At 64.3% G+C, this 25,817-nt stretch carries 25 protein-coding genes; 15 read left to right on the top strand and 10 right to left on the bottom strand.

Annotated elements, in window-relative coordinates; translation table 11 throughout:
• Positions 1-73 precede the first annotated feature (73 nt).
• Genes IVA96_RS27725 through IVA96_RS27700 form a run of 6 tightly spaced genes read left to right on the top strand, consistent with a single transcriptional unit; the run spans position 74 to position 7,802 of the window.
• Complete coding sequence (locus IVA96_RS27725) at positions 74-1,765, top strand: peptide ABC transporter substrate-binding protein (protein WP_247420461.1); 1,692 nt, start codon at positions 74-76, stop codon at positions 1,763-1,765.
• Positions 1,766-1,792: 27 nt separating this feature from the next.
• Complete coding sequence (locus IVA96_RS27720) at positions 1,793-2,743, top strand: ABC transporter permease (RefSeq protein WP_247278380.1); 951 nt, start codon at positions 1,793-1,795, stop codon at positions 2,741-2,743.
• A gap of 3 nt (positions 2,744-2,746) precedes the next feature.
• Positions 2,747-3,622 (top strand): ABC transporter permease, encoded by an 876-nt coding sequence (locus IVA96_RS27715; protein WP_247420460.1) that lies wholly within the window; start codon positions 2,747-2,749, stop codon positions 3,620-3,622.
• Positions 3,623-3,662: 40 nt separating this feature from the next.
• Positions 3,663-4,991, top strand: a complete 1,329-nt coding sequence (locus tag IVA96_RS27710; RefSeq protein ID WP_247420458.1) for an FAD-binding oxidoreductase — start codon at positions 3,663-3,665, stop codon at positions 4,989-4,991.
• Positions 4,992-4,997: 6 nt separating this feature from the next.
• Complete coding sequence (locus IVA96_RS27705; RefSeq protein WP_247420456.1) at positions 4,998-5,924, top strand: glyoxylate/hydroxypyruvate reductase A; 927 nt, start codon at positions 4,998-5,000, stop codon at positions 5,922-5,924.
• Between the two features lie 9 nt (positions 5,925-5,933).
• Positions 5,934-7,802, top strand: a complete 1,869-nt coding sequence (locus tag IVA96_RS27700; protein WP_247420454.1) for an ABC transporter ATP-binding protein — start codon at positions 5,934-5,936, stop codon at positions 7,800-7,802.
• Between the two features lie 4 nt (positions 7,803-7,806).
• Here the strand turns inward: IVA96_RS27700 and phaZ are convergent, their stop codons facing one another.
• On the bottom strand, positions 7,807-9,030 hold the full coding sequence (gene phaZ, locus IVA96_RS27695; protein ID WP_247420453.1) for a polyhydroxyalkanoate depolymerase: 1,224 nt from the start codon (positions 9,028-9,030) through the stop codon (positions 7,807-7,809).
• Between the two features lie 168 nt (positions 9,031-9,198).
• Here phaZ and IVA96_RS27690 point away from each other — a divergent pair, with 168 nt between their 5' ends.
• On the top strand, positions 9,199-9,855 hold the full coding sequence (locus tag IVA96_RS27690; RefSeq protein ID WP_247278386.1) for a glutathione S-transferase family protein: 657 nt from the start codon (positions 9,199-9,201) through the stop codon (positions 9,853-9,855).
• A 292-nt stretch (positions 9,856-10,147) separates the two neighbouring features.
• Here IVA96_RS27690 and IVA96_RS27685 read toward each other — a convergent pair whose 3' ends face one another.
• Entirely contained in the window at positions 10,148-10,372 is a 225-nt protein-coding gene (locus IVA96_RS27685) for a hypothetical protein (RefSeq protein ID WP_247278387.1), read from the bottom strand.
• Positions 10,373-10,557: 185 nt separating this feature from the next.
• Here IVA96_RS27685 and IVA96_RS27680 point away from each other — a divergent pair, with 185 nt between their 5' ends.
• A complete protein-coding gene (locus IVA96_RS27680) occupies positions 10,558-10,914 on the top strand; it encodes a hypothetical protein (protein ID WP_247420449.1) in 357 nt (118 codons plus the stop codon).
• A gap of 7 nt (positions 10,915-10,921) precedes the next feature.
• On the opposite strand, the gene IVA96_RS27675 is transcribed toward IVA96_RS27680, so the two are convergent.
• On the bottom strand, positions 10,922-12,025 hold the full coding sequence (locus tag IVA96_RS27675; protein WP_247420447.1) for a mandelate racemase/muconate lactonizing enzyme family protein: 1,104 nt from the start codon (positions 12,023-12,025) through the stop codon (positions 10,922-10,924).
• A 176-nt stretch (positions 12,026-12,201) separates the two neighbouring features.
• Between IVA96_RS27675 and IVA96_RS27670 the strand changes: the two genes are divergently transcribed.
• From IVA96_RS27670 to IVA96_RS27655, 4 genes are all read left to right on the top strand, one after another.
• Positions 12,202-13,071: an AraC family transcriptional regulator gene (locus tag IVA96_RS27670; protein ID WP_247420445.1), complete on the top strand. Its 870-nt coding sequence runs from the start codon at positions 12,202-12,204 to the stop codon at positions 13,069-13,071.
• A gap of 89 nt (positions 13,072-13,160) precedes the next feature.
• Positions 13,161-14,087, top strand: a complete 927-nt coding sequence (locus IVA96_RS27665) for an SMP-30/gluconolactonase/LRE family protein (protein WP_247420442.1) — start codon at positions 13,161-13,163, stop codon at positions 14,085-14,087.
• Between the two features lie 206 nt (positions 14,088-14,293).
• Positions 14,294-14,887: a GNAT family protein gene (locus IVA96_RS27660; protein ID WP_247420440.1), complete on the top strand. Its 594-nt coding sequence runs from the start codon at positions 14,294-14,296 to the stop codon at positions 14,885-14,887.
• Between the two features lie 117 nt (positions 14,888-15,004).
• Positions 15,005-16,651, top strand: coding sequence for a GMC family oxidoreductase N-terminal domain-containing protein (locus tag IVA96_RS27655; RefSeq protein ID WP_247278392.1), 1,647 nt, complete (start codon positions 15,005-15,007; stop codon positions 16,649-16,651).
• A gap of 1,291 nt (positions 16,652-17,942) precedes the next feature.
• Here IVA96_RS27655 and IVA96_RS27650 read toward each other — a convergent pair.
• From IVA96_RS27650 to IVA96_RS27625, 6 genes are all read right to left on the bottom strand, one after another.
• Entirely contained in the window at positions 17,943-18,299 is a 357-nt protein-coding gene (locus IVA96_RS27650) for a hypothetical protein (protein WP_247420437.1), read from the bottom strand.
• Positions 18,300-18,935: 636 nt separating this feature from the next.
• On the bottom strand, positions 18,936-19,088 hold the full coding sequence (locus tag IVA96_RS27645; protein WP_247420435.1) for a hypothetical protein: 153 nt from the start codon (positions 19,086-19,088) through the stop codon (positions 18,936-18,938).
• Positions 19,078-19,290, bottom strand: a complete 213-nt coding sequence (locus IVA96_RS27640; RefSeq protein ID WP_247420433.1) for a hypothetical protein — start codon at positions 19,288-19,290, stop codon at positions 19,078-19,080. The genes IVA96_RS27645 and IVA96_RS27640 overlap by 11 nt, the downstream gene beginning before the upstream one ends.
• Positions 19,291-19,352: 62 nt before the next feature.
• A complete protein-coding gene (locus tag IVA96_RS27635) occupies positions 19,353-20,189 on the bottom strand; it encodes a transposase (RefSeq protein ID WP_247420431.1) in 837 nt (278 codons plus the stop codon).
• Between the two features lie 446 nt (positions 20,190-20,635).
• Positions 20,636-21,478, bottom strand: a complete 843-nt coding sequence (locus IVA96_RS27630; protein WP_247278393.1) for a MoxR family ATPase — start codon at positions 21,476-21,478, stop codon at positions 20,636-20,638.
• A gap of 96 nt (positions 21,479-21,574) precedes the next feature.
• Positions 21,575-21,820 (bottom strand): GlsB/YeaQ/YmgE family stress response membrane protein, encoded by a 246-nt coding sequence (locus tag IVA96_RS27625; RefSeq protein WP_247278394.1) that lies wholly within the window; start codon positions 21,818-21,820, stop codon positions 21,575-21,577.
• Between the two features lie 113 nt (positions 21,821-21,933).
• Here IVA96_RS27625 and IVA96_RS27620 point away from each other — a divergent pair, with 113 nt between their 5' ends.
• The 3 genes from IVA96_RS27620 (at position 21,934) to sseA (ending at position 24,754) form a co-directional block, all read left to right on the top strand.
• Positions 21,934-23,109 carry a VWA domain-containing protein gene (locus IVA96_RS27620; protein ID WP_247420429.1) on the top strand — a complete coding sequence of 392 codons (1,176 nt, stop codon included), beginning with the start codon at positions 21,934-21,936 and terminating at the stop codon, positions 23,107-23,109.
• 132 nt (positions 23,110-23,241) lie between these two features.
• On the top strand, positions 23,242-23,655 hold the full coding sequence (locus IVA96_RS27615) for a rhodanese-like domain-containing protein (protein ID WP_247278396.1): 414 nt from the start codon (positions 23,242-23,244) through the stop codon (positions 23,653-23,655).
• Positions 23,656-23,899: 244 nt separating this feature from the next.
• Positions 23,900-24,754: a 3-mercaptopyruvate sulfurtransferase gene (gene sseA, locus IVA96_RS27610; RefSeq protein ID WP_247420427.1), complete on the top strand. Its 855-nt coding sequence runs from the start codon at positions 23,900-23,902 to the stop codon at positions 24,752-24,754.
• A 2-nt stretch (positions 24,755-24,756) separates the two neighbouring features.
• Here sseA and IVA96_RS27605 read toward each other — a convergent pair whose 3' ends face one another.
• Positions 24,757-25,563, bottom strand: a complete 807-nt coding sequence (locus IVA96_RS27605; RefSeq protein ID WP_247278398.1) for a hypothetical protein — start codon at positions 25,561-25,563, stop codon at positions 24,757-24,759.
• Positions 25,564-25,817: the final 254 nt, after the last annotated feature.

Raw genomic sequence — 25,817 nt, 5'->3', positions numbered from 1 at the left:
AGCCCACTCCTGTCCCTCCGCCGGGGTCTAGGGGCGCGGGAGACGGTGCCGCGTGCGACAATGGAGAGTGGCCATGGCAGACGGCACCGCCAAGTTCGGCGTTGGAGCAGTGCATCTCGGCATTCCGAATCGCCGCCAGCTCTTCCAGCTTGGGGCCGGCGCCGCGGCAGGATGGACTCTTGCGGGCAACGCTTTTGCGCAAGTTGAGCGCCCGACCAATCCGCCGGACAAACCGCGCGGGCAGGTGATCGCAGCGCTGTCGCAGGAGCCGACCGTCTTTCATCCGCTGATGCCTGGCATCGAGGTCGATCAGGGCATCTGGTGGCAGGTGTTCTCGCTGCTCTGGTTCATCGATCCCGCCGGCAATTTCGTTCCTGACCTCGCACGCGAAGTTCCGACCATCGAGAATGGCGGCCTGTCGCCCGACGGCCTGACTTGGAAAATCAAGCTGCGCAGCGACGTGAAGTGGCATGACGGCACGCCGTTCACGGCCGACGACGTCAAGTTCTCGCTCGAACTGATCAACAGTCCCGATTTTCGCGCCCGCAGCCGCGTCGGCCATAGCCTGGTCAAGGACATCAAGGTCGTCGCGCCCGACGAGATCCACTGGCGAATGGAAGCGCCTTACTCGCCCTACATGTCAATCCTGGGATCGCTGACCTTCATCGTGCCCAAGCACATCCTGGAGAAGGTGTCCGATCCGAACGCCTCGCCGTTCCACAATGCACCTGTCGGCACCGGGCCGTTCCGCTGGGGCGAGCGCGTGCCCGGCGATCACATCCTGCTCAATGCCCACACCGGCTATCACGGCAAGGGGCCGTACGTCGAACGCGTGGTCTTCAAATACATCCCCGATCTCACCGTTCTCTATACCCAGTTCCGCACCGGCCAGGTCGACTACACCGGCCTGCAAGGCATCTTGCCCAATTTCGTGCAGGAGGCGAAGACGCTGAAGGGCCGCAGGATCGTGGTCTCCTCGACGTCCTCCGTGGAACATATCGCACCGAATCTGGAGTTCGGTCCCTTTGCCGATCGCGCCGTGCGCGAGGCGCTCTATCTCGCCATCAACAAGCAGGCGATCATCGATGCGCTCTATTATGGCCTGCCGACGCAGACCGAGAGCTTCGTGCCGCAGCAAGCCTGGTCATTCCAACAGGGGCTGCCGCAACACAAATACGATCCCGCCAAGGCCAACGCGCTGCTCGATGCGGCGGGATGGGTTCGCGGCACCAGTGGCGTGCGCGAGAAGGGCGGCGTCAAGCTCGAGTTCACCAATTCGACGACATCGGGCAACGCGGTGCGCGAGCAGACCCAGCAACTCCTGATCCAGGACTGGCGTGCGATCGGCGCCGCGATGCGCGTCAACAACATGCCGGCCGCGGTGATCTGGGGCGATTTCTGGCAGCAGTCGAAATTTAATTCGGTGCTGGTGTCCGTAAACTTCATGCTCGGCAGCGACCCCGACGTGACGCCGCGCTTCGGCTCCGGCGCCATTCCCGCCAAGGGCGGGCGAGGCTACAACACGTATCAGTACAAGAGCCCGGAGGCCGATCGACTCCTCGCCGACGGCGCCAAGCAGTTTGAGATCGCACAGCGCAAGACGACCTACGGCGACCTGCAAAAGCTGATCCGCGACGATCTCGCCATCCTGCCGCTGTTCCAGGGCTTTATCGCCGAGGGCGTGAAGGAGGGGCTGCAAGGCTTCAGTCCCAACGTCAACACCTCGATCAATTGCTGGAACATCCGCGAATGGTACTGGGCCTGATGGATCAGGTGCGCAGGGCAGCCTGACGTGGCCCGTTACGTCGTCAACCGCCTGGCACAGTCGATCATGCTGCTGGTGATCGTCTCGGCGATCGGCTTTGCCATTCTGCACCTGGCGCCCGGCGGCCCGCTCTCGCAATTCGCGGCCTCTGCGCAGATGACGCAGGAGGATCTCGACCGCGTCAGCAAGCAGCTCGGTCTCGATCGCCCGCTGCCGATCCAATATCTCGACTGGTTCAGCCGCATGCTGTGGGGCGATTGGGGCCGCTCCTACCGCGACGGCGAGGCGGTGCTGTCCGTGATCTCCTCGCATCTCGGCGCCACCCTCGAGCTGATGGCGACGGCGACGATCATCGCGGTGCTGCTCGGCTGCTGGATCGGCGTGCTGGGTGCGCTGCGCCGCTACTCGCTGTTCGATACCCTCGCCACCGTCGGCGCCATGATCGCGCTGTCGATCCCGACCTTCTGGTTCGGCCTCGTTACCATCTACGTGTTCTCGGTGAGGCTCGGCTGGCTGCCGGCCGGCAATCGGCACACCGTCGGCGACGGCTCCTTTCTCGACCTGCTGCATCATCTCATCGCGCCGGCACTGGTGCTGGCGCTGGTCGAGACCGCGATGTGGGGCCGCTTCATGCGTTCCTCCATGCTCGAGGTCATCAACCAGGATTACATCCGCACTGCCCGCGCCAAGGGCATGCCGGAATGGCGCATCCTCACCGTGCACGCGCTCCGGAACGCGCTGTTGCCGATGATCACGGTCGCCGGCCTCCAGTTTCCGACGCTGCTCGGTGGCGCGCTGGTGGCCGAGACCGTGTTCACCTGGCCCGGCATGGGGCGCCTCTTCCTCGATTCCATCGGCTATCGCGACTATCCCGTGGTGATGGGCGTCTTGATGTTCTCGGCGACGATGGTGCTGATCGGCTCGTTGCTTGCCGACATCCTCTATGCCGTTGTCGATCCGCGCATTCGGGTGGGCTAGGCGATGACGACGGCCACCCTCTCCACCGTTCAGCTCGCCCCCGGTCAAGCCGCGTGGCGGCGGTTCCGCCGCCATCGGCTGGCGCTCGCCGGCGCCGTCATCATTCTGGTGCTCGTCCTCGGCTCCGCGTTCGGTCCTTATCTGCTGCCTTTCGACGACACCTATATTGAAATCATGAAGCGGTTCGCGCCGCCGCTGTCGGGCGCGCACGTCCTCGGCACCGACGAGCTCGGCCGCGACGTGCTTGCGCGCTTGATGATGGGCGGCCGCGTCTCGCTCTCGATCGGGATCGTGGCGATGGTGATCGCGATGGCGGTCGGCATCGTCGTCGGCGCCTTCGCCGGGTTCTATGGCGGCGTGGTCGGCGCGGTCTTGATGCGGCTGGTCGACGCCGTGCTGTGCTTCCCGACCATCTTCCTGCTGCTGGCGCTGGCGGCGCTCACCGAACCCGGCCTCGTCACCACCACCGTGCTGATCGCGGCGACGGCGTGGATGAGCGTCGCCCGCGTCGTCGAGGCCCAGGTGCGCTCGCTGCGGGAACGGGAGTTCGCCGTTGCAGCGCTCGCCTTCGGCTCGTCAAACCTGCGCATCATGTTCCGCGAGCTCGTGCCCAACGCAATTGCCCCGATCGTGGTCGCGGCCACGCTGAACGTCGCCAAGGCGATCCTGCTCGAATCCTATGTCAGCTATCTCGGCTACGGCATCCAGCCGCCGGCTGCGAGCTGGGGCAACATGCTCAACAACGCGCAGATCTATCTCACCAGCGCACCGTGGCTCGCGATCGTACCGGGCGTCGCCATCACGCTGGCGGTGACGAGCTTCAATTTCCTTGGCGACGGCCTGCGCGATGCGCTCGATCCGCGAATGAACATCCCATAACGAGCCTAGGTCCGTTTGAACTGAATACCAGGAGTGCCCCATGTCCCCGCCGCTCAATCGTATCAACAGCGATGAACGCCTGCCGGCGCAGGCAGACGTTGTCGTCATCGGCGGCGGCGTGATCGGCGTATCTGCGGCGTATCACCTGGCGAAGAAGGGCCTTTCCGTCGCACTGGTCGAGAAGGGCCATGTCGGCGGCGAGCAGTCGAGCCGCAATTGGGGCTGGTGCCGCCAGCAGGGCCGCGCGCGCGAGGAGATTCCGCTCGCACGTGAGGCGCTGCGGCTTTGGGAGGACATGCAGAACGATGCCGGCGTCGATGCCGGTTTCCGCCGCACCGGCGTGCTGTTCCTGACCAAGAGCAAGGATGAGCTCGCCGGCTGGGAGCGCTGGGCGGCGATCGCGCGCGAGCAGCAGGTCCACTCCACCATCCTGACGCCGGCGGAGGTCGCTGAACGCATGCCCGGCAATGCCGACAAATGGGTAGGCGGCCTGCACACGCCGAGCGACGGCCGCGCCGAGCCGTCGATGGCCGTGCCCGCGCTGGCCACTGCCGCGCGAAAGCACGGCGTCACCATCCATCAAGGCTGCGCCGCGCGCGGACTGGAGACTCAGGGAGGACGGGTCAGCGCCGTCGTCACCGAGAAGGGCACCATTCGCACGCAATCGGTGCTGCTGTCGGGCGGCGCATGGTCGTCGCTGTTCTGCCGCCGTCACGGCATCGAGCTGCCGATCGGTCTCGTCAACGCCACGGCTTGCCGGACCACCCCAGGACCTGAGATCACCTCCGGCGCGCTCGGCACCGACCTCTACTGCATCCATCGCCGTCTCGACGGCGGCTTTACGCTGGCGCTGCGCAACCGCGGCACGGTCGAGCTGTCGCCCGACTTATTCCGGTACGCCCGCGCCTTTTGGCCGACGTATCAGCATCGTAAGAACGGACTGAAATTGTCGTTCGGCAAGTCGTTCTTCGATCAGCTCGTGCGCGGCAGCAGCTGGAGCTTTGACAAGCCGTCGCCGTTCGAGACTGAGCGCGTGCGCGATCCGGCCCCCGACATGTCGCTGGTCAGTGCGGCGCTGGCGTCGCTGATCCGATCGAACCCGGAATTGAAGGACATCGAGATCGCGGAGGCCTGGGGCGGCACCATCGACTGCACGCCCGACACAATCCCGGTGATCTCGCCGGTCGATGCCCTGCCCGGCTTCTTCCTCGCCACCGGCTTCTCCGGTCACGGCTTCGGCATTGGTCCCGCGGCCGGCAAGCTCGCCGCCGACATCGTGACCGGCTCGACGCCGCTGGTCGACCCGGTGGCTTACAGCCACAAGCGCATGATCGACGGCCGGCGGCTCGCGCCGGTCAGCCCGTTCTGAGGCGGCATGACGGTTCTCTACAAGGCCAACATGGTTCGCGGCGCCGAGTGGGCGCGCTTCTTTGCCGAGCGCGCGCCCGATCTGCCGTTCCGGCTCTGGCCCGACATCGGCAATCCCGCCGATATTCGTTATCTGGTGGCGTGGGTGCCGCCGGAGGATATCGCCACGACGTTCCCCCATCTCGAGCTGGTCTTCTCGGTTGGCGCGGGTGTCGATCAGTTCGACGCCACGAAGCTTCCGCCGCACCTTCCGCTCATCCGGATGCTGGAGCCCGGCATTGCCGAGACCATGGTGGAATATGTCACAATGGCGGTGCTCGGCCTGCATCGCGATCTCCTGCACTTCATCGCCCAGCAGAGGGAGCAGGTCTGGCGCGAGATCCGGATCACGCCGGCGAAGCGGCGGGGTGTCGGCGTGATGGGGCTCGGCCAGCTCGGCCACGCCGTGCTCGAACGGCTCAGGGCATTCGGCTTTCCGCTGTTCGGCTGGAACCGTTCGCCGCGCGAGATCCCGGGCGTGACCTGCTACGTCGGTGTTGACACCCTGCCAAGATTCCTGTCGCAGACCGACATCCTCATTTGCCTGCTGCCATTGACCGAAGAGACCCGCGGCATCCTCAATGCCGATCTGTTCGCGCGCCTGCCGCGCGGCGCAGGGCTCGTCAGTGTCGGGCGTGGTCCGCAGCTCGTCGAAGCCGATTTCCTCGCGGCGCTCGATACCGGCTTGCTATCGGGCGCCGTTCTCGATGTCACAGAGCCCGAGCCGCTGCCCGCTGGCCATCCGTTCTGGAGCCACCCGCGCATCCTGCTGACGCCGCACAATGCCAGCATGACCATGCCGGATACGGCGGTCGATTTCGTGCTCGACGCCATCGCACGTCACCGCCGCGGCGAGGAATTGCCGGGCCTCGTCGATCGCACGCGTGGCTATTAGGGCAACTGCATGAGCAAGGGCGCAAGCGGAATCGATCGTAGCGTTGCCGAGGCGCAGGCGCCGGTGCTGTCGGTCGCCGGCCTCACCACCTCCTTCATGCGCGAACGACGATGGATCCCGGTCGTCCGCAATGTCTCATTCGACGTCGCGCCGCGCGAAACCGTCGCGATCGTCGGGGAGTCCGGTTCGGGCAAGAGCGTCACCGCGCTCTCCATCATGCGGCTCATTCCGAAGGAGAGTGGCCGCATCGAGGGATGCGTGACGCTCGCTGGCCGCGATCTCCTCGCGCTGCCCGAAACGGGCATGAAGGGCATCCGCGGCAATGACATTGCCATGATCTTCCAGGAGCCGATGACGAGCCTCAATCCGGTGCTCACCATCGGCTTCCAGATCGCCGAGGCGCTGATTCAGCATCGCGGCCTGTCGCGCGCGGCGGCGGAGGCCGAGACCATCCGCCTGCTCGATCGCGTCCGCATTCCCGCGGCGACATCGCGCTTCCACGAGCATCCGCATCGCTTCTCCGGCGGCATGCGCCAGCGCGTGATGATCGCGATGGCGCTGGCCTGCAAGCCGAAGCTCCTGATCGCGGACGAGCCGACCACTGCGCTCGACGTCACCATCCAGGCCCAGATCCTGGAGCTCTTGAAGGAGCTCCAGCAGGAGGAGGGAATGTCGATCCTCTTCATCACCCACGACATGGGCGTGGTCGCCGAGATCGCTGATCGGACCGTGGTGATGTATGGCGGGCAGGCGGTCGAAACCGACGCGACGTCGCGCATCTTCGCCGCACCGTCGCATCCCTATACAAGCGCACTGCTCGCCGCCGTGCCGCGCCTCGGCTCGATGGATGGGCGCGCGCGGCCGATGCGTTTTCCCATCGTCGACAAGCTCACGGGCACCTCGGACGAGCCGGTGGAAACGCCCGACACGGTCTCGACCGCCGAGCGTCCGCTGCTCGAAGTTGCAAACCTCACCACGCGCTTTCCGATCCGCTCGGGCCTGTTCGGCAAGATCTCCGGGCGCGTCCACGCGGTCGAGAACGTCTCCTTCACCTTGCGCGCCGGCGAGACGCTTGCGCTGGTCGGCGAATCCGGTTGCGGCAAGTCGACCACGGGCCGCTCGATTCTCAGGTTGCTCGAACCGGACAGCGGCACCGTCCTGATCGACGGCCAGGACGTGCTCGCCATGAACGGCCGAGCTTTGCGCGATTTCCGCAAGCAGATGCAGATCGTCTTTCAGGATCCATTCGCGAGCCTCAATCCGCGCATGTCGGTGGGGACGGCGATCGCGGCTCCGTTGCTCGCCAACGGGCTCGCGTCGACGTCGCAGGCGCGCGACAAGGTCGCAGACCTTCTCGTCCGCGTCGGCCTGACTGCCGATATGGCCGCGCGCTTTCCGCACGAATTCTCCGGTGGCCAGCGCCAGCGCATCTGCATTGCGCGTGCGCTTGCGCTCGGGCCGAAGCTGATCGTCGCGGACGAGGCGGTCTCCGCGCTTGACGTCTCGGTCAAGGCCCAAGTCGTGAACCTGATGCTCGATCTCCAGGCCAACATGGGCCTTGCCTATCTTTTCATCTCCCACGACATCGCCGTGGTCGAGCGCATGAGCCACCGCCTCGCGGTGATGTATCTCGGCGAGATCGTCGAGATCGGCCCGCGCGCGACATTGTTCGGCAATCCGCAACATCCCTACACCAAGAAGCTGATGGCTGCCGTGCCGGTGCCCGATCCATCGCGCCGCGGTACGCGCCGCGACGTCTCCAACGACGAGATCAGAAGCCCGATGCGCGCGCCGGATTACCAGCCGCCTCGCCGGCGATATCGCGAAGTGTCGCCCGGCCATTTCGTTCAGGTCTGGGGCGAGGAATGGTCCGTCTGAGCCTTCACGAATTCACGTGCACGAAATCCCGCAGCAGCGGATAGATCTCGTTGTTCCAGCGCTTGCCCGAGAACACGCCGTAATGGCCGACGCCGGCCTGCATGTGATGGACGCGGCGATAGGCGCGTACGCCGGTGCAGAGCTCCTGCGCGGCGAGCGTCTGGCCGATCGAGCAGATGTCGTCCTTCTCGCCCTCGACCGTCATCAGCCCCATGCGGCTGATGGCCTTGGTGTTCACCGGGCGTCCCCGATGCATCAGTCGGCCCTGCGGCAAGAGGTGCTCTTGGAACACGTCGCGCACGGTCTCGATGTAGAATTCCGCAGGAAGGTCCATCACGGCGAAGTATTCATCATAGAAGGTCTTGATGCTGGCGGCCTTCTGCTTCTCGCCCTTGGCGATGTGGTTGGCGAGGTCCAGATGCTGCTTGATGTGGCGCTCCAGATTCATCGCGACGAAGGCGGTGAGCTGTACGAATCCCGGATAGACTTTACGCAAGGCGCCGCGGCACTGCACCGGCACGTAATTGATCAGGTTGCGCTCGAACCATTCGATCGGCTTGCTCTTGGCGAATTCGTTGACCCTGGTCGGCTGGATGCGGGTGTCGATCGGTCCGGCCATCAGCGTCAGCGTCGCCGGCCGCGAGGGGTGGTTGTCCTCGCACATGATCGCGGCGGCTGCGAGCGCCGAGACCGATGGCTGGCAGATCGCCACCATGTGGGGGCGCGGGCCGAGCTGGCCGAGGAATTCGATGAGATGCTCGGTATAGTCGTCGAGCCCGAAGCGGCCCTTGCTGCGCGGAATGTCGCGCGGATTGTGCCAGTCCGTGATGTAGACGTCGTGGTCCTGGAGCAGCGTCTTCACGGTGCCGCGCAGCAATGTCGCGAAGTGGCCCGACATCGGCGCCACCAGCAGCATGCGCGGCTGCTCGCCCACGCCGTCCTTGCGAAAGTGGAGCAGCGAGCCGAACGGCGTCGCGCAGGCGATCTCCTCGGTGACGGGAATTTCCCGATTGCCCACCATCACGCTGTCGATGCCGTAGGCCGGCCGATCATAGGTGAGGGTGGAGCGTGAGATCAGCTCGAGCGCCGCCGAGAGCCGGCCGACCACCTGATCCGACGCGCCCTGCGGCACCAGGTTGAGGAATTTGAGCGCCGACGAAGCCCCCGCCCGCCATGGCGCGGTCAGGTCCATATGGTTCTGGAAGGCTTGATAATACATCGACATCATACTGAATCGCCCACCTGACCCGTGCCATTATGCAATATCGAAGCCAAGCGGGAGCTGGACCGCCCGCAAAACTGGCACATCGCTTGCTCTTCATTTTGAAGGAGGCCCAGCTCATGGGCACGCCCGCGGGCCGGGCGGGTGTCGGAGATCAGGCGTAGGGAAGGCCAAATGGCGAAGGCGACACTGACCATCAGCAGCAAGAACTACTCGTCCTGGTCGCTGCGTGGCTGGCTACTGGCGAAATTTTCCGGGCTCGATTTCGAGGAAATCGTCACCGCGCCGGACGATCCGTCCGCGCGCGCTGAAATCCTGCTGCTGTCGTCGTCGATCCTGGTGCCGTGCCTGCGGCACGAGGGCGCCGTGGTCTGGGATACGCTGGCGATCGCCGAATACCTCAACGAGGTGATGCCGGACGCCGGGCTGTTGCCGGCCGACCGCATCCAGCGCGCGCATTGCCGCTCGATCTCAGGCGAAATCCATTCCGGGTTCGCCACGCTGCGTGCCTCGCTGCCGGTCAATTTGAAAGGACACTTTCCCGGCTTCAAGATCTGGTCGCGCGCACAGGCCGACGTCGACCGCGTCTGCTTCATCTGGCGCGACTGCCTGGAGACATCGGGCGGCCCCTTCCTGTTCGGCGAGCGGCGCACCATGGCCGATGCGATGTACGCCCCTGTGGTGACGCGCTTCATGACGTATGACGTCAAGCTCGCGGCGCCGCTGAAGGCCTATGCCGACACCATCATGGCCATGCCGGAGATGCAGGAATGGATCGCGGCGGCGCGGGAAGAGCCGGCCGAGATCGAGGAGCTCGAGGTCGAATATTAGGCAGGTCTCGCGCTGTCTTGCCTGTTTCGGCGGCTGGGGACCGTCGCCCGGCAGGCACGCGGCTTGCCCCCACCATGTCCCTGACGCGGTTAACTTCTGCCGCCACTACCCGGCCCAAACCCAATCCTGCCCTGCGCAGATCTTGTGCGCGCGAACCGGCCGGCTCGCGACATCTAGCCGTGAACAGGTGCGTACGGGGCCATGCGGCCGATTCGGACGTGATTCGTTCGGGCCGCGTTCCGAAGGTTAAGGCGAAGCGCGGCCCCGTCGCATTTTGAAACAGGGATCGCCGTCAGGCCGCCCCGCGCTGCTTCATGCGGGGCAGGCGCCAGCCGATGACGGTTGCTTCGACCGCGATGCCGGCCTCGTGGTTCTGCCAGCGTCCCTCCACATAGCGGCAGGCGAACGGCAGCTGATACGTTCCGCTGTGGTCCTCGCACAGCACCTCGAGTGGCAGGCCAGCTGGTGGTTCTCCGGCGCCGTCGAATTCCGCCAGACGTCTATCGCGCGTTGCCATTCCAAAAATCTCCCCTAAACAAAGCCGCGGAAAGAACGCCCACTTCTTTCCGCGTGCCGATCATCGTTCCCCGTCCGAGGGAACGGGCGCAAGCTCAACGCGAGAATGCGGTACGAGTGTGGTAGCCTCACGCGACTGCGCGCAAACGGCGCACATTGCCGTGATCGATTTGACGAGGAACCTTCATGCTGCTCCGAAGCGCCGGCGTTTGTTTCGCAATGTTGCTGCTCGCCACGCTGGCGCCGCTGCCGCTGCACGCGCAGGACGTGCCCGGCATCGAGATCTGCACGGTCGAGAAGACCATGGAACGGCGCACGAGCTGCCTCCAGAGCAATGTCGATTTCCTTCAGAAGACCATCACCAAGCTCAGCCTCGATCATCAGCAGAGGCTGGATGCGGCCAATCGCCAGATCGACGCGTTGAAGACGAGCCTCGCCGGCTTGCAGAAGACGCTCGCCGATCTCCAGGCTGCGCAAGCCAAGACCGCCGACGATCTGAAGAAGAAGCAGGACGCGCCGGCGGCGAAGGACGCCGCGAAATAGGCGGCGATCAGGCGACGCGATAACGCTCCATCACGCCGCGATCCGGCTCGTAGCCAAGTCCAGGGCCGCTCGGCACTGCGACATGGCCGGTCGCATCGACATCGGCGCGGCCGCCCCAGAGGCAGGCCTCACGTTTCAGATAGAACATCTCGACGAGCCCGTCCTCGCGCGTCGCCAGCAGATGCAGCGTCGCGAGCAGGCCCGGACCGAAATAGGGCGAGTGCGGGACGATCTTGACGCCGAGCTGATCGGCCAGCGCCGCCACCTTCACAAATTCCGTGATGCCGCCGACCTTGATCACCGAGGGCTGGGCGTGGCTCACCGCGCCCGCATTCATCATCTGGCGGAATTGATATTCCGTGCAGGCATTCTCGCCGGCGGCGATATTCAGCCCGCCCTTGCTGCGAACGTCGGCGAGCGCAGCAAAATCCTCCGGCGGCCATACCGGCTCCTCCAGGAACATGGGTCTTGCGTCTGCACATGTCTTCGCGAACGCAATCGCCTGCTCGCTCGTCAGCGGGCAGTTCATGTCGACCATCAGCGGAATGGTGGGCCCGATCGCCTCGCGTGCGGCGAACACGGCAGGTAGCGTGGTCTCGTGCAGCTTGATGGCGCCATAACCGAGCGCCAGCGCCTTCCTGCATTCGTTAGCGATGGCCTCGGGCGAGCCGATCCGCAAGAGGCTGGCATAGGCCGGGATGGCCGTGCGCCTGGTCTCGCCGAGCAGGCGGTGGACCGGCACGCCCTCGATCTTGGCGGCAAGGTCCCACAGCGCGATATCGAGCCCGGAGATCGCGAACATGGTGATGCCGTAGCGGCCGAACAGATGCAGATTGCGCTGGATCTGCTCCATGACCCCAGGGATGCCGGCCGCATCAGGCACCTTCAGCCCGCGCGCTTGGGGTGCAATCATCTCCTCGACGGCGCTGCGCGTGGTGCGAGGGCAGACATAGGCGAAGGCATCGCCCCAGCCGGTCAGCCCGGCATCGGTCGTGACCTCGACCAGCACCATGTCGAGGGCTGTGATTGCGGAAGCGCCCTGGCGGAAGCTGGCGACACCGGCATCATAGGGGATGCGGACATGGTGCGCCCGCACATCGGTGATTTCCATGACGCGGTTCCTCCGTGCTTTCTGGTGAGCGGTTTCAGGCAGTGTAGCCACGAACGCGAGGGCGTTGCCAGTGGCCATTCCCGAACTATCCTCATGCGAGGACAGCAACGCCGATCAAGCGAAGCGGGCGTGACCGGTGCACCATCGCCGCGTTTCGAACGAGGGCCTGAATCGCCATGAACCCAGCCCAGCGCGCGCTCTGGTATGTCGAGAGCCATCTGGCCGAGCCGATGACGCTCGACGAGATCGCGCAGATATCCGGCGTGTCGCGGTTCCACGTCGTGCGTGCGTTTGCCGCAGCCACCGGACTGCCGGTGATGCGTTACGCGCGCGCGCGACGGCTGACGGAAGCTGCGCGCAGTCTTGCCAACGGTGCGCCGGACATCCTGTCACTGGCGCTGGAGGCGGATTACGGCTCGCACGAAGCATTCACCCGCGCGTTCCGCGATCAGTTCGGCACTACGCCCGAAGCAGTGCGGGCCGCGACATGCGTCAGCCACCTCAAGCTTCAGGAGCCGATCCTCATGGACTCCACCATGCTCGACCATCTTGCCCCGCCGCGTTTCGAGACTGCAAAGGCCTTCCTCGTCGCCGGTCCCGCCGAGCGCATCTCCTGCGACAATGGCGCCATCATCCCCGGCCTGTGGCACCGCTTTCACCAGGAGGTCGCCGACATTCCCGCGCGCGTCGGTAACGTCGCCTACGGCGTTTGCTGCAACGGCGATGATTCCGGCAATTTCGACTACATCGCCGGCGTCGAGGTCGCTGATTTCTCGGACCTGCCACGTCGCTTCGGCCGCATCCGCATCCCCGAGCAGCGCTACGCGGTCTTCACCCACACCGATCACGTCGCCTCGATCCGGCGTACGGTCAACACGATCTGGAATCAATGGCTGCCGGCCTCCGGTCTTAAAGCCGCGGACGCACCGAGCTTCGAGCGCTATGACGAAAAGTTCGATCCAGCAACCGGAAATGGCGGCCGGTCAGCGAGTAGGGGCTTCCGCAACGCTGGCATACCATCCGGCTTGCTTGGCAAGCGCCGGTGACTTTGTCATAACCGCCGGCAAATCTTGCGTGTGGGGCCCGTGCCGGACATCCCGTGCAAGTCATAACAAGCAGCCGGGAGGGTCCCAACATGTCCAACGTCCGCGTTCTCGCCACCGACCTCGAATTTCCAGAAGGGCCGGTCGTGATGCCGGATGGTTCGGTCGTCCTGGTGGAGATCCGCGGCCAGCGCCTGACCCGCGTTCATGCCGATGGCCGCAAGGAGATCGTCGCGAAGGTGCCGGGCGGCCCGAATGGTGCTGCGCTGGGTCCCGACGGCAAGATCTACATCTGCAACAATGGCGGCTTCTCCTGGATCCCAACCCGCAACATGATCATGCCGGGCCCGCAGCCCGACGACTATCTCGGCGGCTCGATCCAGCGCGTCGATCTGCAATCCGGCAAGGTCGAGACCGTCGTGACCAAATGCGGCGAGCACGATCTGCGCGGGCCCAATGATCTGGTGTTCGACAAGCAGGGCGGCCTGTGGTTCTCCGATCTCGGCAAGCGCCGCGCGCGCGAAATGGATGTCGGCGGCATGTATTACCTCAAGCCCGGGATGAAGGAGATCGTGGAAGTCGTGCACGGCGTGTTGCCGGCGAACGGCATCGGGCTGTCGCCGGACGAGAACACCGTCTACATCGCGGAGACCCCGACGGGCCGGCTCTGGGCCTATGAGCTCTCGGCGCCGGGCACGCTCAAGCCGCGCGAGGTGATCTATCGCGGCGAACGGGGCAAGCCGATCTGCGGCCTCGGCGGCTACCAGATGTTCGACTCGCTCGCGGTGGAAGCCAATGGCAATGTCTGCGTCGCCACCCTCGTCTCCGGCTGCATCTCGGTGATCGCGCCCGACGGCACCCTGGTCGAGCAGGTGCCGACCGGCGATCGCGTCACCACCAACATCGCCTTCGGCGGCCCCGAGCTGAAGACCGCCTACATCACCCTATCGGGCAAGGGCGAACTGATCGCCATGGACTGGCCGCGCGGCGGTTTGCCGCTCAATTTCCTAAACAAATGAGCAGTGCTAGTTACCGTCTTCGAGAGCAAGGCAAAGCACCTGCCTGACCCTCACCCTGAGGAGCGCGCCCTTAGCGCGCGTCTCGAAGGGCGAGGCCACCAGCCGCGCCTTCATCCTTCGAGACGCGCGTTCCGCGCTCCTCAGGATGAGGGGTTGGCAGTCCGGATTGCTTCGCTTCGCTGGCAATGACGTAAGGAGAGACTTCCATGCCCTGGCCCGACCCCATCACCCTGCGTGGACAGCACGCCCGTCTCGAGCCGCTGTCGCATCAGCATCTCGAGGGGCTGGCCGAGGCCGTCAAGGACGGCGAGCTGTCGAAGCTCTGGTACACCGCGATCCCGCTGCCGGAGAACATGGGCAAGGAGATCGACCGCCGCTTGGGGCTACAGGCCGCGGGCTCGATGCTGCCGTTCACGGTGTTCGACGCCGCCGGCAGGATCGTCGGGATGACGACCTACATGAACATCGACGCCGCCAACCGGCGCGTCGAGATCGGCTCGACCTGGTATGGCAAGAGCGCGCAGCGCGGCCCGCTCAACACGCAATGCAAGCTCCTGCTGCTGCGGCACGCCTTCGAAACCCTGAACTGCATCGCCGTCGAGTTCCGCACGCATTTCTTCAACCACCAGAGCCGCCGTGCCATCGAGCGCCTGGGGGCCAAGCAGGACGGCATCCTGCGCAGCCATCAGGTCGCGCCGAACGGCAGCTTGCGCGACACCGTGGTCTACAGCATCACCGCGGCCGAATGGCCGACCGTACAGGCGCATCTCGAATTTCAACTCAACGACAAGCCGCGCTAGTTATGATGTACACTGGTTTTGCGGTGCGCTCGATCACCTCTCCCCTCCGGGGAGAGGTGATCGCGAGCGCCGCTGCACTTCACTCAATTTCACGACACCTAGGGCGGCTGAGGCACCATGGACAGATTTGATTATGTAATCGTCGGCGCGGGTTCCGCCGGTTGCGTGCTCACCAGCCGGTTGAGCGAGGATCCCAACACAAGCGTCTGCGTGCTGGAGGCAGGTCCTTCCGACTGGCATCCCTACATCCATTTGCCGGCGGGCTTCATCAAGACCTTCCACATGAAGAGCATCAACTGGGCCTACCAGCAGGAGCCGGGGCCTTGGACCGGCGGGCGCAGCATCTACGCGCCGCGCGGCAAGACGCTCGGCGGCTCGTCCTCGATCAACGGCCACATCTACAATCGCGGCCAGCGCATGGATTTCGACACCTGGGCGCAGATGGGCAATCGCGGCTGGGGCTATGCCGACGTGCTGCCTTATTTCCGGCGGCTGGAGAAGCGGATCGGCGAGGGCGAGGACACCTATCGCGGCCGCGACGGCAACCTCATCGTCACGACCATGAACTGGCGCGATCCGCTCTGCGAGGCCTTCATGGAAGGCGCGGTCTCGCTCGGTATCCCCCGCAACCCCGATTACAACGGCAAGACTCAGGAAGGCGTCTCCTACTGCCAGCGCACCATCAACAACGGCCTGCGCGTCTCCGGCGCCACCGCATTCCTCAAGCCCGCGATGAAGCGCCCCAACGTGCATGTGCACACCCATGCGCACGCGACCGAGATCATCTTCGAGGGCAAGCGCGCCGTCGGCGTGCGCTACATGAAGGGCGGCCGTGGCGGCACGCCTGTCGAGGTGCGCGCCAACAAGGAAGTGATCCTCTCGGGCGGCGCCTATAATTCGCCGCAGCTGCTGCAGCTCTCCGGCATCGGCTCGCCCGATCTGTTGCAGGCCCACGGCATCAAAGTGCGCCACGCGCTCCCCGTCGGCGAGGGCCTCCAGGACCATTACGCCCCGCGCACGGTCGCGCGCGTCAAGGACATCAAGACCATCAACGAGCTTCGCCGCGGTTGGCGGCTCTGGGTCGAAGCAGCGAAATGGGCGACGGCACGCCGCGGCCTGCTCTCGCTGTCGCCGACCATGGTCTATTGCTTCTGGCATTCCGGAGAGACCGCAGAGAGCTCCGATCTCCAGCTTACCTTCACGCCGGCCTCCTACAAAGAAGGCGTGCAGGGCCAGCTCGAGGACGAGCCCGGCATGACGGTCGCCTCCTGGCAGCAGCGCCCGGAAAGCCGCGGCTATGTGCGCATCCGCTCCAGCGATCCGTTCGCGCCGCCGATCATCCAGACCAATTATCTTGACGCCGAGCTCGACCGCCGCGTCATCGTCGCCGGCATGAAGCTCGCACGCAGACTTCTCAAGTCCGCACCGCTGTCGCCTTATTACGCCTACGAAGATTTCCCCGGCCCCAACGTCAACACCGATGAGGAATTTTTGCACGCCGCCACCCAGCGCGGCACCACCACCTTCCACCCCGGCTGCACTTGCCGCATGGGTCCGGCGGATTCCACCTGGGCGGTCGTCGATGACCAGCTCCGCGTCCACGGCCTCGAAGGCCTGCGCGTCATCGATGCCTCGGTCATGCCGCGCATGATCTCGGCGAACCTCAACGCCTCCACCATGATGATCGCCGACCGCGCCTCGGACCTGATCCGCGGCAAGCAGCCGATGGAAGCCGCGCGGATACCGGAGGCGGCGGTGGCGTAGGAAGGTCCCGAGCCCCGACGCAGCGCTCTCTAGGCGATGCGAAGCATCGTGCGGGAGCGGTGCGCTGCAGAGCCCGGGGCCCATCTCACCACCGATCTCAACGCGGCTCCTGGGTCCTGTCTCTGCGCAGCAGCGTTGCACGCTGCAGCGCGTCCGGGACACGTGTGCGTTGCAACTCGATACGTCGGGCAAAACACCCGGGCGCTGTCAATCCCTTCCCGCGAAAATATTCCACTTTACCGAAATTCGGAATTGCGGCATAGATCGAGACAGCCCGGCCCGATGATGAGGGGCGTCTCGCCTGTCGTTCGAAACGCGGGCCGGGTTGCGGTGGACGCGTCCGCTACCCTAATTGAAATCGCTGATGTTTTTCCAGTGATCAGGTAAAAACCCCCGCCGCGGCACCCGGACGGAGCGAAAAAAACAACCGCTTCACACTCGTCTCGGAAGCGGCGGGAGGTAGTATCTGAACGGATCGTTCCTACCCCCTTCACCCTTGCGAACGATCTTCCCTTCGGCGACTAACCGGCGGCACGTCGAATTGACACGCTGCTGGTAAGCGTTCCTCTGCCCGAAGATCAGCGCGGCCAAATCCTCCTCCGTATGGCCGCCTCTGCGTCGAACCTCGTTGAGTATGTCGTCTGCTACGGTCAACGGGACCTCCTGACGCTTTAACGCTTCTGTGCGTTGCGCTTCTCTCAGCGGAACATGCTGAAGGTCTTCAGCAACTTCATAGTTGAGTCATACTCCAGTCTGTCTCCATCGAACTCGCATCGGTACCCGCCGTGATTGCTAATGGTCCATGATTCGGTTCAGCTCGCGAAGCTGTATTCACAATCCTATCGTCGGGGGCTGTGGGAAAATCGGCCAAGGCGACCATTCCTCCGGCGGTAGGCGCGTGAGATCGGGGCCGCGCTCCCGGTCTCCCGACTTGACGCGCTGTTGCTCCTGCTTCTTATCGTCGCGCTTTTCCAAGCTTTGCCTTCTCAATCGCGAGCAGCGGATCAGGCGCATACCTCGAAACGCCCGCCGCGAGCATTCGCTGTAGGAGCAGCGCCGCCTTGCGGTCGGGATGCGATGTGCCCAACGCAAGGACCTCCTCAGGATCGTCAATGTGCGATGGTGGCGACTGCCAAGGCTTGAGGTTCAACGCATCGATCTGCTCGCTGGCGACCGCGAACCAGCGAGCGTGACCGCGACGATACAAAGGCCAGAGGCGGTGCGCAGGGGATTAAAGTCGCGGGCCTTCATAACGGCTTCAGATATGGCGCGCATTTGCGAAGCGACGATTTCATCGTGGTTCTGATTGCGATGGGTCATTCTGTTGGTCCTTGCTCTTGTCTTTGCGCCTGCGTCGCCGCTTGAGAGCCATAACTTCTTCGCGCACTGCGTTTATCTCGCCACGTAAGTGCACCATCAATTCGAGCATCACGGCTTCGAATTGCGCGAGCGTCATTGGACGCTCGCCATCAATCTCCTCTTCGGATGGTGTCGGCTCCGGCGGAGGAGGCGGAGTGTACTCCGGGATTAGCCCAAGCGCCTCGCGGCGCGCTCGCTCGGCAATGTCGGCGTCAATATTCGCCAAGCGATCTAAGGTCGCGTGAGCGCGGGCAAGAATGTCAATGGAACGCCCATAGTAGTTGTTCATGGCGCTGTGCCCCAATGTGCGCCCTCGACGAACGCGACCCGACCCTCAGCCCTCATTGCCCACGCACAGTCCAAAATGCACCTCAACAAGATCAAATCGCTTTGGAACGCATTTTGAATCGGCGCGGCCACAGAGGACGGCGTGCCCACGGAGCTCAACGGGAGCGCGGTCGTGTCCATGTGGACGGTAGCTTCGACGCTCGCGGTGATCTTGGGTATTGCCCCGAAGGCACTTTCCGCCTTGGCGTCGCGGTATCTCCGACGTTGCGACGCCGTCGAGTGAGGCCGTTACACCTGCAGCGATCAATCTCGCGGCAGCGGAGATCGGCCCCAATGAGCCGATGAAGTCCGCGACGGCCGAACTCGCGAGTGAGCCAGCCCAGTTACTCGATGATGTAGTCGCTGGAGATGTCGCTGCCTTCAGCAACAACGACACGTCTATATCTCCCGCCGCCTTTGCGTTGCGGTTTGCAAAGTCATCATTGGCGACAGCTTTGATCACTCTCGCGGCTGTGCGGATGAAAACGGCGCCTCCGTTGCGCCGGAAGCGGTCGTGGATCATGTTCGAATTCCGGTGATTGCGCATAATCCGAAGGATAGCGCCGATCTAGGATCGAGATGGCGACGCAGTCGCTTTTTATTTTTTCGGCCTGGTCAGCTCCGCCCATTCAGTCTGGAGAAGTTTGCGGGCCAGCTTGCCGATCGCGTCCCGGTTTCGGCGGTCGGCGGCCGGCAGTCGCTTGCGGTCAACGACCTCCTCGACAAAGTCGCTATCGAGTTCAGCGGTCAAGCAACCTGCCCAAAATGGGCGTGACGTATCGTTGCATTGTTTTTAGAAAGTACTTCCGCTCCCTGTCGCTCTTCCACGCGCCCTTCTGATCCTCATAATATTCAGTGAGAACCTGCTGGAACGTCTTCTGGCCAGCTTGGGTGGCCGCGTTAGCGCTGCGCTCCGCGCGGCTCGCGAGCAGCGGATCGATGCCCCTCTTCAAGAGCAATCGATTTTGCCGCGCGGCCTCTCGCGCTTCGTCTAGTGAGACGGTATGCACTGGGCCTAAGCCCATCGCCGTCTCTTTCGAACCGCGCTGATATCGAAAGAGCCACGACTTCGCGCCGTTCGCGTTGATCTGGAGGTAGAGGCCGTGGCCGTCGCCGTAGCGCCCGGCCTTGCTGAACCGTCCTTGCGTTTGATCCAAATCCTCCGATCGATCAGTCCGTGCGCCTTCGCCGCACGCAATTGGGCCATCAGATCGAACGGAAGGCCTTTGGCATCAAGCCAACGTGCGTTCTTCCAGCCCGCTCGGATCAAAACGTCTGCCCCGGCGTCGCGGACAGCGGCGATGCGGTCGGGTTGCAGATAAGCGCGGTCAGCAATGCGGATCTCGTTCTTGACCACCGGTATCCGGTCAAACGTTTCGCCCTCTTGCTGATCTGTCAGCTCGAAGTGACCAAAGCGCTCATATGGCAGATCGAATGCACTATGAACGCGCCAAAGCTCACTGTTCCTGCGCGCAGCCGGTCCTGCCTGAGGCACTGTCGTCGCATCGATAATGCGGATCAGGCGGCCTCGGCTCGCCTTCGGGGCTGCCGCAGCGAGCAAGCCCTCCACCAGCACTGCAAACCAATCGCCACATTGACGCAGGCGATAGAACAACGCCACGCTACTGAGGTCGGCAAGGCCAACAGAAGCGGCCCACGCGGCTGTCGATCTCAACCCTCTTTCACCCAGACAATAGGCCAGCATCAGCCGAAGTAACGACACCGCATCTGGAATTTGGCGCCGCCGCACGAAAGCCTTCGTCTGGCGCGCACTTATCTCAAGCTGCGCAGCCCCGCCGAGTTGCGTAAGCACTCTCGTCCAGTCCTCGTTCAGAAGCGATTCGTCTGCCATCCCGGCTAGGAATCACGTGTGATTCCAACACTCAAGAATAAACTTAACGCCTATGCGGCCTTCCCTGCGCCCTCGGCCGTTTTGAGGGTGGAGCGACGAAGCAAAGCTCGGGCGAAATGCGCCGCGAGGATGCGGACGTGTGTCTGCAACGCAAATGCGAATTGGAGAACGACGCCGATGCCCCTTGCTCCGTCATTGCGAGCGCAGCGAAGCAATCCAGACTGCCTCAGCGGAAAGATTCTGGATTGCTTCGCTGCGCTCGCAATGACGATGGGGAGGCAGTGGTGCGTCATGCCGTACTCTCGTGCCCCGGACGAAGCTAGCGCTTCTTCAGCGATGCGCTGCAGAGCCGGTGCCCATGTCTCCGAGCAATCCGGATCGCCTTCTGGGTCCCGGCTCTGCGCAGCAACGATTGCGCGTTGCGGCGCGTCCGGGACACGAGACCTCTACACTTCCCGCCGGCTCAGGAACGCCAGCCGCTCGAACAGGTGCACGTCCTGCTCGTTCTTGAGCAGCGCGCCGTGCAGCGGCGGGATCAGTTTGCGCGGGTCGCGCTCGCGCAGCTGCTCGGCGCTCATGTCCTCGTTGAGCAAGAGCTTGAGCCAGTCGAGCAGTTCGGACGTCGATGGCTTCTTCTTCAAGCCGGGCACCTCGCGCACCTCGAAGAAGATGCGCAGCGCCTCTTCGACCAGGCGTTTCTTGATGCCGGGGAAGTGGACGTCGACGATGCGGCCCATCGTGTCGGCGTCGGGGAATTTGATGTAGTGGAAGAAGCAGCGGCGCAGGAAGGCGTCGGGCAGCTCCTTCTCGTTGTTGGAGGTGATCATCATGATCGGGCGCTGCTTGGCCTTGATGGTCTCGCCGGTCTCGTAGACATGGAATTCCATGCGGTCGAGCTCGAGCAGCAGGTCGTTGGGGAATTCGATATCGGCCTTGTCGATCTCGTCGATCAGCAGCACCGGGCGCTGCTCGCTCGTGAAGGCCTCCCACAGCTTGCCGCGCTTGATGTAGTTCCTGATGTCGGACACCCTGGTATCGCCGAGCTGGCTGTCGCGCAGGCGCGACACCGCGTCGTATTCGTAGAGGCCCTGCTGCGCCTTGGTGGTGGACTTGATGTGCCAGGTCAGCAGCGGCGCGTTCAGCGCCTTCGCCACTTCCTCCGCCAGCACCGTCTTGCCCGTGCCGGGCTCGCCCTTGATGAGCAGCGGGCGCTCCAGCACGATCGAGGCATTGACGGCGACCTTGAGGTCGTCGGTCGCAACATAGTCCTTGGTGCCGGTAAATTTCATTGCGTGTCCTTAGGTAGCTGTCAGCGAGGGGCGTCGGCCCCGGCCGCGACAAACGAACGGCCGCACATAGCGGCCGTTCCTGGTTCGGTCAGGCTTTCAGACCCGTTTTATCAGCGAAAGGATGACGAGCACAATCACCGCCCCGATCGTCGCGTCCACGATAGCGCCGACCGTGCCGGTGGCGAGCGCAATATGCAGCTGCGGCAGCACCCAGCTCGCGACCAGCGCGCCGATGATGCCCACGACCATGTTGCCGATCAACCCAAATCCCGCCCCGTGGACAATCTTGCCCGCCAGCCAGCCTGCGATCGCGCCGATGATGAGCGCGGCGACAATTCCCATTGCAAACGTCCCCCTATGGCCGCCAATTCTAGAGCAAAAAGCCACCCGGTCCAGCGCCCCGCGGCGTTCTCCGCCCTCTTGACGTTCGGCACCCGACGGGCAATCTGTCACCCATGTTCCTGCAATTCTTCACCTCTCTGCGCGACGCGCAGGTCCCTGTGACGCTGCGCGAATACCTCACGTTGATCGAGGCGCTCGACGCTGACCTCGCGGACTACACGGTCGAGAACTTCTACTATCTGTCGCGCGCCTCCCTGGTGAAGGACGAGCGCAATCTCGACAAGTTCGACCGCGTCTTCGGCACCGTGTTCAAGGGGCTGGAAAACCTGCTCGACGCCATGGAGAAGGCGGAGATCCCCGAGGAGTGGCTGAAGAAGCTCGCCGAGAAGTATCTCACCGAGGAAGAGAAGAAGCAGATCGAGGCCATGGGCTGGGACAAGCTCATGGAGACGCTGAAGAAGCGCCTCGAGGAGCAGAAGGGACGGCACCAGGGCGGCAGCAAGTGGATCGGCACCGCAGGCACTTCGCCGTTCGGCGCCCACGGCTACAATCCCGAAGGCGTGCGCATCGGCCAGGAGAAGAACCGCAACAACCGTGCCGTGAAGGTGTGGGACAGGCGCGAGTTCAAGGATCTCGACGGCAATGTCGACCTCGGCATTCGCAATATCAAGGTGGCGCTGCGCCGCCTGCGCAAATTCGCGCGTACCGGCGCGCCGGACGAGCTCGATCTCGACACCACGATCCGCGAGACCGCCAATCACGGCTATCTCGACGTCCACATGCGGCCCGAGCGGCGCAATGCGGTGAAGCTTTTAGTGTTCTTCGACATCGGCGGCTCGATGGATGCGCATATCGAGCAGGTCGAGGAGCTGTTCTCGGCGGCGAAGAGCGAGTTCAAGCACATGGAATATTTCTATTTCCACAACTGCCTCTACGAAGGCGTGTGGAAGCAGAACAAGCGCCGCTTCACCGACCGCACCCCGACCTGGGACGTGCTGCACAAATATCCTCACGACTACAAGGTCGTGTTCGTCGGCGACGCCTCGATGTCGCCTTACGAGATCATGGTGCCGGGCGGCTCGGTCGAGCACGTCAACGAGGAGCCCGGCTCGGTCTGGCTCGACCGCATCATCCGCACCTATCCGCATGCGGTGTGGCTCAACCCGGTGCAGCAGAAGCATTGGGACTATTCAGAATCGACCACCATCATCAAACGCATCTTTGCCAATCGCATGTATCCGATCACGATCGAGGGGCTGGAAGGTGCGATGAAGGAATTGACGCACTGATGCGATCCACCGTCATTCCGGACGGCCGCAGCGCGGCCGATCCGGAATCTCGAGATGGCGTGTGACGATCGAGATTCCGGGTTCGATGCTGCGCATCGCCCCGGAATGACGGAAGAGAAGAAGGGAACAAACATGCCCCAGACCATCACCCGCGGCATCAAGGCGCTGATCGACGAGGCCAATGCCGAGATCGAAACGCTCTCCGCCAAGGACGCCATCGAGATCTCCAAGAACGGCGATGTCGTCATCGTCGACATCCGCGATCCCCGCGAGATCGAGCGCGACGGCCGCATTCCCGGCGCGTTCGCCTGCACCCGCGGCATGCTCGAGTTCTGGATCGATCCGCAGAGCCCGTACGCAAAACCGATCTTCCAGGAGGACAAGAAGTTCGTCTTCCATTGCGCCGGCGGCTTGCGCTCCGCGCTCGCCGCCAAGACGGCGCAGGACATGGGCCTCAAGCCCGTCGCCCACATCGCCGGCGGCTACGCCGCCTGGCGCGATGCCGGTGGGCCGACCGAGCAATGGGTGCCGAAGAAGAAGGGATGAGGGCCTCGTCATTCCCCGCGCAGGCGGGGATTCCAGTACGCTGCGGCCTATCGGTTGAATCACACCCGTCTCGGAGTACTGAATCGCCCGGCCCCGGCTCCGCCAAGGCTACGCCGAGGCCCATAGGAGTGCTCGACCCGCCGAAGCCTTGGCGAAGGCGGCAAGCCGGGCGATGACAGCGGAGACGCTGCATCGTCCTCGCTCGCGCGACGCGCGCCCGAATGACCACAAGGAAGGACCTCGCATGACCGCCACCGACCCCCTCGTCTCCACCGAATGGCTCGCCGCCCACATCGACGATACCAACGTCAAGGTCCTCGACGCCAGCTTCAAGCTGCCCGGCGTGCTGCCGCTGCCGAAGGACGACTATCTCGCCGCGCATCTGCCGGGCGCTGTGTTCTTCGACGTCGATGCGGTGTCGGATCATTCGAACCCGTTGCCGCACATGTTTCCGAGCGCCGAGCAGTTCGGCCGCGACGTCGGCAATCTCGGCATCTCCAATGCCGATACGGTGGTGATCTACGATGCCGGCGGCTGGGTCGCGGCGCCGCGCGCGTGGTGGATGTTCCTGTCTTACGGCCACAGCAATGTGCGCATCCTCAATGGCGGCCTGAAGAAGTGGCGCGCTGAGGGCCGTCCGGTCGAGAGCGGCGAGGTGAAGCCGAAGCCGGCGACATTCAAGGCGAGCTATGATGCAAAGCGCGTGCGCAGCATGCAGCAGCTGATCGCCAATGTCGAAAGCCGGGCCGAGCAGGTGATCGACGCGCGCGCCGCCGACCGCTTCGAGGGCCGCGCGCCGGAGCCGCGGCCGGGCATCCGCTCCGGCCACATTCCCGGCGCCCGCAACGTGCCCTATAATCTGTTGTTCGATGCGGAAACAGGCACCATGAAGCCGCTTGACGAGCTCCGCGCCGCCTTCACCGCCGCCGGCGTCAAGTTGGATGCGCCGATCGTGACGAGCTGCGGCTCCGGCGTCTCGGCAGGCGTGCTGACGCTCGCGCTCTATCGCTTGGGAATCACCGACACCGCGCTCTATGACGGCTCGTGGTCGGAATGGGGCCAGGCCGGCGGCCCGCCGATCGCGACCGGGCCGGCGTGACCTTACTGGCGGGTGCGTGTGACCGTTGTTGCGAGCGTCTGCCGCTGTCCGAACGGATCGAGCTGTTGCTGCAACTGCTGAGGCGGCGGGCGCCGCACCACGCGGTGCCGCTTCGTGACCTTCGCCTTGCGCTTGGTCGCCTTGCTGTCGGAGGCGCTGCTCCCCGTCTTGTTGCCCTCGGCCTTGGGCTTCGCCGGGGCATCCTTCATCGCCGTCGTCGCCGGGGCGTCTACCGCGGCCCTCTTGGTCGCGGCGACAGCGAGCGCCGAGGAGGTCAGGGCAACACTGGAATCAAAGGCAACACTGGAATCAGCCGGCGGCTCGCTGACTGTTACGGCAGCGGCCGGCTGCGTCTCGGGGACCGATGCCGTGGTGTCGGCAGGGGTGAGCGTGTCGGTGGGAGCCGGCGCTGCGGCGTCCGGCGTGGTCTCGGCCGTGAGGGGTTCGGCGGTCGGAGCCTGGGCCTGGGGCGCGGCTTCAGTGACCTCCGGCTGAACGTCGGTCTCGCTCGTTGCTGCGACCAGCGGCTCGGGCTCACTCACCGGCAGCCCGATCGTCGGCACCTGGTCGCGCACCGAGGGTGCGGGATCGGCGGTGATCTCCGGCTCCGCCTGTAAGACCGCGAGCACGGGCTGAGCCGGCTCTGGCGCCTGCGCAAACACCTTCTCCTGCGGGCCGTTTCGCCAGGAGGGGCTGCTGACATACTGCTCATGGCTCGCCCGCAGCAGCGCGGCGGCCCCTAGGCCGAACACCAGGATGGAGGTTGACAGCAGGATCGCGGCAAACAGGAAGCGAAAGCCGGGAAGCATCGAGGGGTTGCGAATTTCCGCCCCGGCGACCAAATGGCCAGGGCCCAAGAGCCATCTGAACGCGGTGACGGTACTGAGTGCCGCGTTCGCCACGCCGGGATCGGAGCTCAAAAGGTGACGAATCAGGCTGATTCGACCATATCGCAACGCTCGGCATCGCTTCGTTAAATTCGAGGCCGAACACCGCGGCAATTGACGGCGCGATGCGATTTCCGCCCCCGTGATGCAACGGGGCAACGGTAGTCTTGCGGATC

Origin of the sequence: Bradyrhizobium sp. 159, assembly GCF_023073795.1 — a bacterium.
Lineage (GTDB): Bacteria > Pseudomonadota > Alphaproteobacteria > Rhizobiales > Xanthobacteraceae > Bradyrhizobium.
This window is presented reverse-complemented; position numbering and strand designations above follow the sequence as displayed.